Source organism: Deltaproteobacteria bacterium (assembly GCA_019309045.1).
GTDB lineage: Bacteria > Desulfobacterota > Syntrophobacteria > BM002 > BM002 > JAFDGZ01.
Genome location: JAFDGZ010000102.1, coordinates 1 through 11,133 on the forward strand (window position 1 = coordinate 1; position 11,133 = coordinate 11,133).

General features: G+C 52.1%; 11 protein-coding genes and 1 pseudogene. 8 read left to right on the forward strand and 4 right to left on the reverse strand.

Going from position 1 to position 11,133, the window contains the following annotated elements; all coding sequences use genetic code 11:
* A pseudogene (groEL, locus tag JRI89_15265) lies at nt 1–522 on the reverse strand (chaperonin GroEL).
* 32 nt (nt 523–554) lie between these two features.
* Nucleotides 555–842, reverse strand: a complete 288-nt coding sequence (groES, locus tag JRI89_15270; GenBank protein MBW2072598.1) for a co-chaperone GroES — start codon at nt 840–842, stop codon at nt 555–557.
* 962 nt (nt 843–1,804) lie between these two features.
* Here groES and JRI89_15275 point away from each other — a divergent pair.
* The 8 genes from JRI89_15275 to JRI89_15310 all read left to right on the forward strand — a co-directional run bounded on the left by JRI89_15275 (nt 1,805) and on the right by JRI89_15310 (nt 9,742).
* Complete coding sequence (locus JRI89_15275; protein MBW2072599.1) at nt 1,805–2,602, forward strand: hypothetical protein; 798 nt, start codon at nt 1,805–1,807, stop codon at nt 2,600–2,602.
* The gene (locus JRI89_15280) at nt 2,544–3,182 is read left to right on the forward strand and encodes a hypothetical protein (GenBank protein ID MBW2072600.1); all 639 of its coding nucleotides are present in this window, start codon (nt 2,544–2,546) and stop codon (nt 3,180–3,182) included. The genes JRI89_15275 and JRI89_15280 overlap by 59 nt, the downstream gene beginning before the upstream one ends.
* A gap of 1 nt (nt 3,183) precedes the next feature.
* Nucleotides 3,184–3,939, forward strand: coding sequence for an ABC transporter ATP-binding protein (locus JRI89_15285; protein ID MBW2072601.1), 756 nt, complete (start codon nt 3,184–3,186; stop codon nt 3,937–3,939).
* A gap of 2 nt (nt 3,940–3,941) precedes the next feature.
* Nucleotides 3,942–4,901 (forward strand): ABC transporter permease subunit, encoded by a 960-nt coding sequence (locus JRI89_15290; protein ID MBW2072602.1) that lies wholly within the window; start codon nt 3,942–3,944, stop codon nt 4,899–4,901.
* An 88-nt stretch (nt 4,902–4,989) separates the two neighbouring features.
* Nucleotides 4,990–5,946: an ABC transporter ATP-binding protein gene (locus tag JRI89_15295; GenBank protein ID MBW2072603.1), complete on the forward strand. Its 957-nt coding sequence runs from the start codon at nt 4,990–4,992 to the stop codon at nt 5,944–5,946.
* An 8-nt stretch (nt 5,947–5,954) separates the two neighbouring features.
* Nucleotides 5,955–6,689: an ABC transporter permease subunit gene (locus JRI89_15300; GenBank protein MBW2072604.1), complete on the forward strand. Its 735-nt coding sequence runs from the start codon at nt 5,955–5,957 to the stop codon at nt 6,687–6,689.
* A 15-nt stretch (nt 6,690–6,704) separates the two neighbouring features.
* Nucleotides 6,705–8,609, forward strand: a complete 1,905-nt coding sequence (locus tag JRI89_15305; protein ID MBW2072605.1) for a Gldg family protein — start codon at nt 6,705–6,707, stop codon at nt 8,607–8,609.
* Complete coding sequence (locus JRI89_15310) at nt 8,606–9,742, forward strand: DUF4340 domain-containing protein (protein MBW2072606.1); 1,137 nt, start codon at nt 8,606–8,608, stop codon at nt 9,740–9,742. Before JRI89_15305 ends, JRI89_15310 begins: the two co-directional genes overlap by 4 nt.
* 37 nt (nt 9,743–9,779) lie before the next feature.
* Here JRI89_15310 and JRI89_15315 read toward each other — a convergent pair whose 3' ends face one another.
* Both JRI89_15315 and JRI89_15320 read right to left on the reverse strand, forming a co-directional pair.
* The gene (locus JRI89_15315; protein MBW2072607.1) at nt 9,780–10,145 is read right to left on the reverse strand and encodes a hypothetical protein; all 366 of its coding nucleotides are present in this window, start codon (nt 10,143–10,145) and stop codon (nt 9,780–9,782) included.
* A 66-nt stretch (nt 10,146–10,211) separates the two neighbouring features.
* Nucleotides 10,212–11,003, reverse strand: a complete 792-nt coding sequence (locus JRI89_15320) for an SDR family oxidoreductase (protein MBW2072608.1) — start codon at nt 11,001–11,003, stop codon at nt 10,212–10,214.
* Between the last annotated feature and the right edge of the window lie 130 nt (nt 11,004–11,133).

An 11,133-nucleotide genomic window follows, 5' to 3' on the forward strand; every position in this document is an offset into this window, starting at 1 on the left:
GCTTCCTCCACCGTGATCACTCCCTCTTTGCCCACCTTGTTCATGGCCTCCGCAATGATGTTGCCAATGGTCTCATCATTGTTGGCGCTGATGGTGCCTACCTGGGCAATCTCCTTCTGCTCCTTGGTGGGCTTGCTCAGCTTCCGCAGCTCTTCCACTGCTGCTGCTACTGCCTTCTCTATGCCTCGCTTCAATGCCATGGGATTGTGCCCGGCCGCCACCAGTTTGGAACCTTCACGGTAGATGGCCTGTGCCAGTATGGTGGCGGTGGTGGTGCCGTCGCCAGCCACATCAGAGGTCTTGCTCGCCACCTCTTTGACCATCTGGGCTCCCATGTTCTCGAACTTGTCCTCGAGCTCGATCTCTTTGGCCACCGTCACCCCATCCTTGGTGATGGTGGGAGATCCCCAGCTCTTCTCCCTTGGGACCCAAAGTAACCTTTACCGCATCGGCCAGGATGTTGACACCCTTCATGGTCTTCTCCCTGGCCTCACCATAGTATTTGATTTCTTTGGCAGCCATAAATCACTTACCTCCTCTTTTACAGTCTCTCTTTACTGGACAATCGCCAATATGTCATCTTCTCGCATGATCAGATGCTCTTCACCATCTATTTTGATATCGGTGCCCGCGTACTTGCCAAACAGCACCCGATCACCCTCCTTGACTGTCATCTCACTCACCTTACCATTGTCCAGACGCTTTCCCTTACCTACTGCCACCACCCGACCCTGCTGCGGCTTCTCCTTGGCAGTGTCCGGAATGATGATCCCTCCCACACTCTTCTCCTCTTCCTCGATTCGCTTGATGATTACTCGATCGTGCAATGGCCTTAACTTCATACCTCATACCTCCTTGTCATTAACTGTGGTAGCAATCCTCGCTGTGGAGGATTGCTCCTCTGCTGCCTTTCTTGTTGCTCATGGGGCGCCAACGCCAGAACCGCTCCCCAGATGCGCCCCTGGACACAACCCAGCAGGCCGCACCCCTGCTCGCCGGCCGGCATCCAGAGACTGCCGAGCTAACTTTTCTCGAGATTTGAGTGGATAAACTCTGCTGACTGGAAAGGGGAAGCCTGTCAGAAGCCGGGGCTGCAATGGAAGACTGCTGGCAAACTCAAACCCAGCGAGCCATTGAGCCTGAAAATCAACTCCCTGCAAACCCAAGTTCATTGTTGTTGCTCACCCACATGGCGACCAGTAGATGCCGCCTGTATCCATAATCACATCTACGTCCACACCCAGGCCCCCTTCAGGCTCTCGAGAAGGTTGGCCTGGTCTGCTGCTTCCCTATTTGAAAGTGAAATTATGTGGCCTATGGTGTTAGCACTCACCTGAAGGGAGTGCTAACACGACTAATTTAAACATCTGGAAAAAAAAATCAAGACCCTTTGCAAAAAAAAAATCAAAAAAATTTTGCCATAGAAAATTCACAGCAGTTCAGCAAGTTATAAGGTGCTGGCCTGCAGAAGCCTCACAGGTGCACGCCCAGTGGCATTGCAGAGCTGGGGTCGCCTAGTTGCTGGAAAGATGGCAGGGGCCAGCCACCCTGTACAGCCCAAAACAGATCACCACACACACCTTGCTCCGCTGCATATTCCGCCAAGGTAATAACCTTTGCTGGCAAGCCGAGCACCCAGGCAGTGAAGCCTGGCCAGTTGCCCCACCTGAGAATTACGGCCCAGTACTTTCTCTGGAACAAAACGCTGCTGATCATTTACTAAAATAAAGATAGTTTGCAGTTGCTGTCGATCAACACCCTTTTCCAATTCAGAGGAGTCTGGACGAGCCAAGGGAGGAGTGCCATGGAACTGAAAGAAAAGATCCCCTTCTCTCTAACCCGGATGATTCGCCCACAGATGTTGCCGGACCGCCGTGGCAGGCGCCTGTCCAGCATGGCATCTGGCGGCACTGCGCAAGCTGACCAGACATTGCATTCTGAGTGCAGCTGGCAGAACTCGGCAGCAGGAAACGGCCCAAATGCTGCTCGCAGACACACGGGGCTCCTAATTGTGGCAATTGTCCTCTTCTGTTTGCTTTCCAGCTCAATCCAGCTTGCCACGGCAGCCGAGAACAGCAAAGATCTCCCTCTGCGGGCCATATCCATAGCACCAGAATACACCGGCGTGGCTGTAGCTAAGGGAGAAGATGTCAGCATCGATCTCATAGTAAAAAATGGTGGCCGACGTGATGAGAACATTTTCGTCACGGTCACTTCCGTACCTGCGGGCTGGCAGGCAAGAATAAAGACTTACAGATTCGAAGTGACCGGCATACACGTACCAAGTGACGACAGCAAGAACCTTACTTTTGAGCTGGAACCTGACAAAAGTGTCGCCCCAGGAAAATACTCCTTTGCTGTTACAGCCAAGACGGATGATGGTAAGCTAACGGCTTCCTGCCGTTTCAACGTTGAGGTAAAGGAAAAAAGCGACAACAAGAAAGCCAAAGGGCTCACCATCAACACCTCTTACCCGGTCCTGCAGGGCCCAACAGATGCCAGGTTTGAGTTCTCCCTGGAAGTTCAAAGCGAGATGTCCCAGGATGCGATTGTCAATCCAGGGGCCCAAGAACTGGGAGATAAACTTCAAGCCCGCCTATGAGGAAAAATATATTTCCAGCCTGAGAATCAAGGCAAACCAGAGCAAGACAATGGCTGTGGAAGTAAAGCCCTCACCTCTGGCTGTTCCTGGGAGGTATCCCATCAAAGTCAAAGCAAGTTCAGAAAAGGCAACTGCTGAAGTTGAACTCACGGTAGTACTCACAGGCACCTACAAGCTGGAGGTGGGCACAGCAAGCGGTTTGCTCTCTCTGAATGCTCTGCGGGGCAAGCCGGCAAACATGTCTTTCTACGTGAAAAACAGCGGTACTGCCACCCAGAATAATATCCACTTTCTCTCTTTCAAACCGGAAAACTGGAAGATCGAGTTCACGCCTGACAAGATAGACACCCTGGCAGCAGATGAGGTAAAGCAGATCGAGATGACCATAACCCCTTCTTCACAAGCGCTGGTTGGTGATTATTCCGTGAGCATTTCTGTCCAGGGAGAAAAGGCGCAGAAAGATTTGGAGCTGAGAGTAACGGTCCGTGCTGCAACTCTCTGGGCCTGGGTCGGCATCGGCCTTATTGTCCTGGTAGTTGCCGGCATGGTAGTCATGTTCATGAAAATGGGAAGGCGTTGACATGGACAACAAAGCAATTGTTGAGACTATGGATCTCACCAAGAAGTATGGCCATCACTTTGCGGTGGATCAGCTGAACTTTCATATTCGGCAAGGTGAGATCTTTGGCTTTCTGGGGCCAAATGGTGCAGGCAAGACAACCACGCTGCTCATGCTTCTCGGTCTCTGCCAACCTTCGGGGGGAAGCGCACGAGTGTGCGGTAAGAATCCCAGCAAGAATCCTCTTAAGGTGAAGCGGCTGGTTGGTTATCTTCCAGAGAATGTCGGCTTTTACAGTGATCTGGATGCGCTGCAGACTCTCAACTACATTGCCGAGCTCAATGGCATAGCAAGAGAGGAGATTGACACCAGGATACGTCAATGTCTGCAGACCGTTGGGCTTGCCGAGGAGACCTACAGCAAGAAGGTGGGAACTTATTCCAGAGGGATGAGGCAAAGACTCGGTATCGCCGAAGTTCTCATGAAGAATCCCGAGGTGCTCTTTCTAGACGAGCCCACCTCGGGTCTGGATCCAGACGGCGCCCTGCGACTTATCGAACTCATTAAAACTTTGAACCAGGAAAGAAACATTACGGTGCTTCTTTCTTCGCACAATCTGCAGCAAGTACAGAAAATTTGCCACCGAGTGGGCATCATGATTGGCGGCAGGATGGTGGCTCAAGGCTCAATCGATGACCTCGCCAGAGAAAAATTCGGCGTCGGTCGAGAAAAATACACCCTGGAAGAAATTTACATGAAGTACTTTCAGGAGGTCTGAACATGAAAGGCCTGCTTGCAGTGTACCGCAAAGAACTGGCGGACCAGTTCAGCAGTTACCGATTTATGATTCTTTTTGCACTGATTGCCATGGTCAGTCTCATCACCACTTACATGGCAGGAATAAGCCTCAGGGAGAGTCTCGAGGGAACTGTCAAGCCTAAATTTGTCTTTCTCATGTTGTTCAATACTACTGGGGCGCTTTTTTCTCTGGTCCAGTTTGTCGCCTTTTTCGGACCGCTCATCGGCCTGGTCATGGGCTTCGATGCCATCAACAGAGAACGGGCCCAGGGGACTCTCATCAAGATTATATCTCAACCCATTTATCGTGATGCTGTCATCAATGGCAAGTTCCTTGCCGGGGTGACAACCATCACGATCATGCTGGCAGCCATTGTGCTGACGATCACCGGCTTTGGTCTGACACTTCTGGGAATCGTTCCGGGAGTGGAAGAATTGGCCAGGTTATTGATCTACCTGATCATCAGCATCTGTTACATCTCATTCTGGCTCGGGGTGGCAATTCTTTTTTCCATTGTCTTCAAAAGCGTTGCCACCTCAGCACTCGCTGCCGTTGCTCTGTGGATTTTTCTTTCCTTCTTTGTTTCCCTGGGAGCCAGCGTTCTGGCAAACGCCGTTGCCAGCAGCCATGACAACAACCAGGCAAGCACTGAACTTCTTCTGAAAAGGGCCAAGTTGAAGGAAAACATCTCACTATTGTCCCCCATGGTGCTCTACTCCAATGCTTCGGCCACCATTATCGATCCCATGAGAAATACCACCAAAAGTCTGGTGCTCATGGGACCTCTGGAGAGGCTTTCCTCTTCCCGTTTTCAGAATCCTCTTTCACTGGATCAAAGTGTGCTGGTGGTGTATCCTCATCTGGTGGCCCTGGTGGCCATTACCTTGCTTTGTTTTGCAATCTCCTATCTGGTATTTATGACACAAGAAATTCGCAGCTGAATGGCATGCAGCGGATACAGGGTTGAAAGCGGCTCGGAGCATCTGGCAACAGACAGCAGGCTCGAAACTGAACTAAGGAAGAAAAAAGATGATCGAAGCAAAACATCTTCGCAAGCATTTCGGCAAGACCCTAGCTGTTGACGACATCTCCTTCAAGGTGGAGCGGGGAGAGGTTCTGGGGTTCCTCGGTCCCAATGCTGCCGGCAAATCCACCACAATGAGAATGCTTACTGGTTTTCTCACCCCCACCTCGGGCACTGCTGTGGTTGGCGGTGAGGATATAGTACGCTCTTCTCTGGCAGCGCGCAAAAAGCTAGGTTATCTGCCGGAAAATGCGCCGGTGTATCCTGACATGACTGTAACTGGATTTCTCGACTTTGTTGCTGAAATACGAGGTCTTACAGGCGCGACCAGGAAAAAGAGAGTTGCCGAAATAATCGAACAGTGTTTTCTCTCTGAAGTACGCTTTCAGACAATCAATACCCTGTCCAAGGGGTTCAAGCAAAGAGTGTGCTTTGCCCAGAGCATTATTCATGATCCCGAGTACCTGATTATGGATGAACCTACCGATGGTCTCGATCCCAACCAGAAACACGAGGTAAGGGCCATGATCCGGCAAATGGCCAGGGCCAAGACCATCATTCTTTCCACGCACATCCTCGAGGAGGTGGAGGCCGTCTGTAGCCGCGCCATTATCATCGCCCATGGCAAGATACTGGCAGATGATACTCCTGCAGGGTTGAGAAGACGCTCGCCACTGCACGGCTCCGTCTGCTTTACTGTTGAGACAGCGCAAAAAGAACTCACGCTGCAGAGGTTGCAAGAGGCCTCGGCAATCAAGATGGTGCAGGTTTTGAACGAAGAGGAGAAAATGCTACAAGCCAGGGTCTATCCACAGGATGCCGCCCTGCCAGTTGTCGATCTGGTTGCCGAGATTATCACCGGCACTGGAGGCAAGTTGCAATCATTCAGAGTGGAAGAAGGACGTCTTGACGAGGTCTTTCGCCTGATCACTCAGGAAGCATCCGGAGAGGAAAGGAAATGAGCAGTTTCTTGAGAAACATAAGAACTGTAATCAAGCGAGAGCTGGCAGGATACTTTGGCTCTCCCATTGCGTACGTCTTTATAGTCATCTTCCTCGTCATGTGCGGCTTTTTCACGTTTTCACTTGGCCATTTCTACGAACTCGGGCAGGCCGACCTCGGTCCCTTTTTCCAATGGCATCCCTGGATCTACCTTTTCCTGGTGCCGGCCGTTGCCATGCGGTTGTGGTCTGAGGAGAAACGTACAGGTACTATTGAATTGATATTCACCCTGCCCACCCGGCCCGCGGAGCTTATTCTGGGAAAATTTCTAGCTGCCTGGATATTTATCGCCATTGCGCTCTTGCTCACCTTTCCTCTGGTGCTGACAGTGTTTTACCTGGGAGAGCCTGACCCGGGCACTATTTTCACTGGCTACCTAGGAAGCCTCTTGCTCGCCGGCGCTTATCTGAGTGTGGGAAGCATGACATCTTCTCTTACCCGCAACCAGGTAATCAGCTTCATTCTTTCGGTAGTGATCCTCCTCTTCCTGGTGCTGGCTGGATGGCCGCCGGTAACCGATATCTTTTCCGGCTGGGCCCCCAGATGGCTGCTGGAAGTGGTGGCTGGCTTCAGCTTTGTGCCGCATTTTGTCTCCATGCAGCGCGGCATCCTGGACTTGCGAGACCTAGTTTATTACTTTTCCGTCATCTGTTTCATGCTTTTCGTCAATGGCATGGTTTTGCAAAACCGCAGAAGTGCCTGACAAGGGAGCTGGAATATGGAACAACGGCAGCTGAAGGGCGGTTATGATGCCAGAAGGACTCTCTTTTCTGTGCTGGCGACTGTTGTGCTGTTCATCATCCTGGTGTTGGTGAATGTCATATTTTCTCAAGCAAATATCCGCTGGGACCTGACTGAAAACCATATCTTCTCGCTCTCGCCTGGCACCAAACACATCCTCGCCAACCTCAAAGAACCGATAACCATAAAGCTGTTCGTCAGCAAGAGCAATCGCAACTTTCCCACCGACCTAAAGCACTATGCCCGCAGGGTGAGAGACTTTCTGGAGGAGTACCGCTATGCCAGCAACAACAAGGTGCAGTTGGAGGAATACGACCCCAAGGTAGACTCGGATGAAGAAGAATGGGCCCAGACATACGGCATACAACCCATGCAAACTGGTACCGGTGACCGCATCTACTGCGGACTGGTGTTCTTGTGTCAAGATCGGGAGGAAAAGATTCCCCTGCTTGATCCAAATCGCGAAGAACTGCTCGAATACGATCTTACCCGGATCATCCATCAGCTGGAGTCACCCCGGAAAAAAGTGGTGGGCGTTCTCAGCAGCTTGCCGGTATTTGGCTCTTCTGGCCCGCTCATGCCTGGACAACCAGCCGACGCCAATCCCTGGTTTTTTATAACCGAGCTCGAGAAGAGCTATGAGGTCAGGCGCATCCAACTTTCCGCTGACCGCATCGACCCGGCAATAGATCTCCTGCTCATCATCCACCCCAAGCAGCTCAGCGAAAAAATGCAATACGCTGTTGACCAGTACATACTTGCCGGCAAGAACAGCATCATTTTTGTGGATCCATTCTGTCTCTCCGACAACAGCAGGCAGCAGCAGGTTGGCTTCCGGCAGCCGTCCAGTTCATCGCTCGACCGCCTTTTCAAGCAGTGGGGTATCGTGGCGAACACCAGCAAAGTTCTGGTCGATTTCGATCATTTGACCAGGGTCCGGACGCAGACGGGCGCTGTTGAAGACAGCCCGGTTATGATTTCAGCCAGAGCTGACGTCTTGAATCAGCAGGATATTATTACGGCAAAACTCGAAAGTATGCTATTCCCATTGGCAGGTTCAGTCGAGAAAACAGAAAAAAGTGAGTACGACTTCGAACCACTGATACGGTCGGGAAAAAATGCCGGTCTGATCGACAGCTTCCAGGTAAATTTCGGCACAGCCGCGCTGAGAAGAAATTTTGTGCGCGGCGACCACCAGTATAACATTGCCGTGCGCGTTCGGGGAAAATTCAAGACCGCCTTTCCCGGAGGTCCGCCCTCTGCAGAAGAATCCACAGATGCCAGCAGCAAGGAGCAGCCAGAAACGAGCCACCTTGCTGAAGCCGCCAAGCCGTCTACTGTTATTGTGGTTGCTGATGCTGACATGCTGGCAGACAGATTTTTTGTCCACAGAGGCAGGTTTCTCGGATTCCCCATTGCCAGGGTCTTTAACGACAACCTCAGCTTCGTGGCCAACGCCTGCGAATTACTTACCGGCAGTGATGACCTCATAGCACTCCGCTCACGAAGCAAGTCGGACAGACCCTTTACCACTGTGCTGGCCTTGCAAAGCCGGGCGCAAGAGCGTTGGTTGGCCAAAGAGAAGGAACTGGCCAAGAGAGCCGAGGAGACCAACAAAAAACTCAGGGAACTGCAGCAAAGAAAGAACTCCTCGCAAAAGCTGATACTCAGTCCAGAGCAGGAAGCTGAAATTGACAGGTTCCGTCAAGAAAAAAGAAAAATCGATCGTGAACTCAAAGAGGTGCGCAAAAATTTGCGGGCAGACATCGAATCGCTGGGCACCAGATTGAAGTGGCTCAACATTTTAGCAATGCCGATTGTGGTTTGTTTTGCCGGGATTCTTTTCGCTATCTACAGACAGAGGAGAATGAGGAGGCCATGAAAGCGAAAAGCTTGCTTGTCATGATAGCTGTACTGGCAGGTGTGGCCGTGGTGGCGTTCTTGGTAGTGCAGCAAAAATCACCGGAACAATCTACCGCGACCCAGGGCAGGCGTCTTTTTGCAGATCTGCCGCTGAACAAAATCGAGGCTATCAATCTCACAGCTGCAGAGGGCTCTGTTTCACTTGCCAGGAAAAATGATTTATGGGTTGTGGCAAGTCACTATGACTATCCGGCCGACTTCAACAAGATTGTCAATTTTCTCCGCACCTTGAAGGAGGCAAAGGTCGGTCGACAGTTCAAAGCTTCGCCAGAGACATTAGAGAGGTTGTCCCTGCAACCTCCAGACAGCAAGGATGCAGACAAAGAGAGCAAAGGTTTGCTGGTAGAGCTGCTGGATGGCCAGGGAAGGCAGCTTGCTGCAATACTGTTTGGCAAGCCGAGGAAAAACGCAGGAACGGGCCGGCCCGGCGGCGGCCACTACCTGAGGCTGCCAGAGGAGTCCCGGGTGTATCTGGTGGACTCTACCTTCAGCTTCCTCCCCAGGGAAGCCCCCGGCTGGCTACAAAAACGCCCTGTTCAGGTGGCAGCAGAAGAAGTACAGGAGGTTTCCTGCCTGAGCAGTGATAGGAAAAAGACCTACTATGTTCTGGCACGAACAAAGAGAGGGGAAGACTTTTCGCTGTCCAAAATGACCAGAGGCAAAATGCTCAAGAAAATCACTGTAGACAGGCTCGTCAGAGCGCTTTCTTCCCTGCGCATAGAGGATGTCCAAGATCCTGCGCAGGCCTCCAGCTCGCTGGACAAGCAATTCCCCTATCTTCTGGAATATCGCCTATTCAACGGCATCACCTATCGCGTCTATCCCAGCAAGACATGCCCGGAAAAGGTAGGCTGTTTGCTGCGGCTGCAGGTTGGCTTCTCGCCGCCTGCAACGAACAAGGAGAAGAAGTCTGTCGAAGAGTCAGTAAAACAAACAGCAAAGGCAGCTGACAAAACAGTAGCGGAGCTGGCTCAGGAAGCAAAGGAGTTGAATGAACGGTTCAGCAAATGGCTATTCGTCACACCAGACTGGCAACACAACTCATTTGTGACAGACCGCAACCAATTACTGGAAGAGGCAAAGACAACATAAGGCGGGACAGCGACGCGGGCCAGCAAACACCGCCCCACTACCGTTGATTTGCACTGGATGTCTCAGGTTGAGAATACTCCTCTCCACCAGGGCCTTTGGTTCTCAAGGCTTCTCTGGTCAGCTCCTGCAGCTGGATGCCTCTGCTTTTCAGCAGCTGCTCCAGTTCATCGCATTTTTCATAAGGAATCCACAGGTAAAGTCTTATATTGTGCTCGTCGGCGGGTACATCTTCCAGGTCGAGGAGCTGCCGGCCGTCCCAGTCTCCTAGATATCGCCTCAGACAATCCACCAGAAGCTGCCGCCAGTGAATTCCTTGGGATGAGGCAATATTTTCCAGGTCGCGGCAGAGTCTTCTGGGAAGCTCCTGCTGGTAAATTCTGGCGTGGGTATCCCTTGTCATCATCTTCACCTACCACCAATGATCGCTGCCTTTGCCTGGCCAGACGGTGCCAACAGCAAATGGTCTCAATTAGAGAAGTCCCCGATAAAAGCCGCCATCCACCTGAATAGAAGTGCCGGTGATGTAGCTGGCCCGCTCAGAAGCAAGAAAGACCACCAGGTTCGCCAGCTCCTCTGGCCTACCCAGGCGCTGCATGGGAATGCTCTGCTCCCAGCCCCGGACAACTTCAGCAGGTGTGAGGCCTTTTGTGCCTGCCACTGTCTCTGCCAGGTCCCGAACTCTGTCGGTCAATATGTAGCCGGAGCAGATATTATTGACCAGTATGTTGGCTGCTGCCAGTTCGTTTGCCAGGGTCTTGGCGAAGCCGGTGAGGCCGGCACGAGCAGCATTAGACAGCATGAGTCCATCAATGGGCTGCTTGACAGCCACTGAAGTCAAGTTGATTATCCTGCCCCACTGCTGCTTCTCCATATACGGCACAGCCTCTCGGCAGAGCCACACACTGCTCAAGAAATTCAGTCTGATTGCCTCCTGCCATTGTTCTTCAGCAAGTTCGGCAAAGGTACCTGCTGGAGGTCCACCAGCGTTGTTTATTAGAATGTCCACTGTGCCGTACTGCTGCCCTGCTTCTTGCACAAAAGCTACTGCCTCCGCCTGAACAGCAACGTCTGTGGCTCGAGTCCAGACTTCAGCTCCAGTATCTGCGCGTATGGCAGCAGCGGTCTGCTCCAGATCTGTTCTCCCTCGAGCACAGATGGCCAGGCGAACTCCTTCACGGGCCAGGCCAAAGGCAATGGCTCTACCCAACCCCTTGCTTGCCCCACAAACCAGGGCCACTCTACCCTCTATGCCGAGATCCATCATTGACCTCCAGTTGTTGCTTTCTCTTCAATACCCAGCGCAAGATATGAGGATGATCCTCAAGAAAACGGCTGGGTTGTCCGTCCTCGTCAAAGTCGGCAAAACAGTGCCACCGCCGGCATACTTCAGG

Coding starts and splice junctions, on each gene's coding strand:
- groES (MBW2072598.1), bottom strand. CDS start 842: ATGAAGTTAAGGCCATTGCACGATCGAGTAATCATCAAGCGAATCGAG.
- JRI89_15275 (MBW2072599.1), top strand. CDS start 1,805: ATGGAACTGAAAGAAAAGATCCCCTTCTCTCTAACCCGGATGATTCGC.
- JRI89_15280 (MBW2072600.1), top strand. CDS start 2,544: ATGCGATTGTCAATCCAGGGGCCCAAGAACTGGGAGATAAACTTCAAG.
- JRI89_15285 (MBW2072601.1), top strand. CDS start 3,184: ATGGACAACAAAGCAATTGTTGAGACTATGGATCTCACCAAGAAGTAT.
- JRI89_15290 (MBW2072602.1), top strand. CDS start 3,942: ATGAAAGGCCTGCTTGCAGTGTACCGCAAAGAACTGGCGGACCAGTTC.
- JRI89_15295 (MBW2072603.1), top strand. CDS start 4,990: ATGATCGAAGCAAAACATCTTCGCAAGCATTTCGGCAAGACCCTAGCT.
- JRI89_15305 (MBW2072605.1), top strand. CDS start 6,705: ATGGAACAACGGCAGCTGAAGGGCGGTTATGATGCCAGAAGGACTCTC.
- JRI89_15310 (MBW2072606.1), top strand. CDS start 8,606: ATGAAAGCGAAAAGCTTGCTTGTCATGATAGCTGTACTGGCAGGTGTG.
- JRI89_15315 (MBW2072607.1), bottom strand. CDS start 10,145: ATGATGACAAGGGATACCCACGCCAGAATTTACCAGCAGGAGCTTCCC.
- JRI89_15320 (MBW2072608.1), bottom strand. CDS start 11,003: ATGGATCTCGGCATAGAGGGTAGAGTGGCCCTGGTTTGTGGGGCAAGC.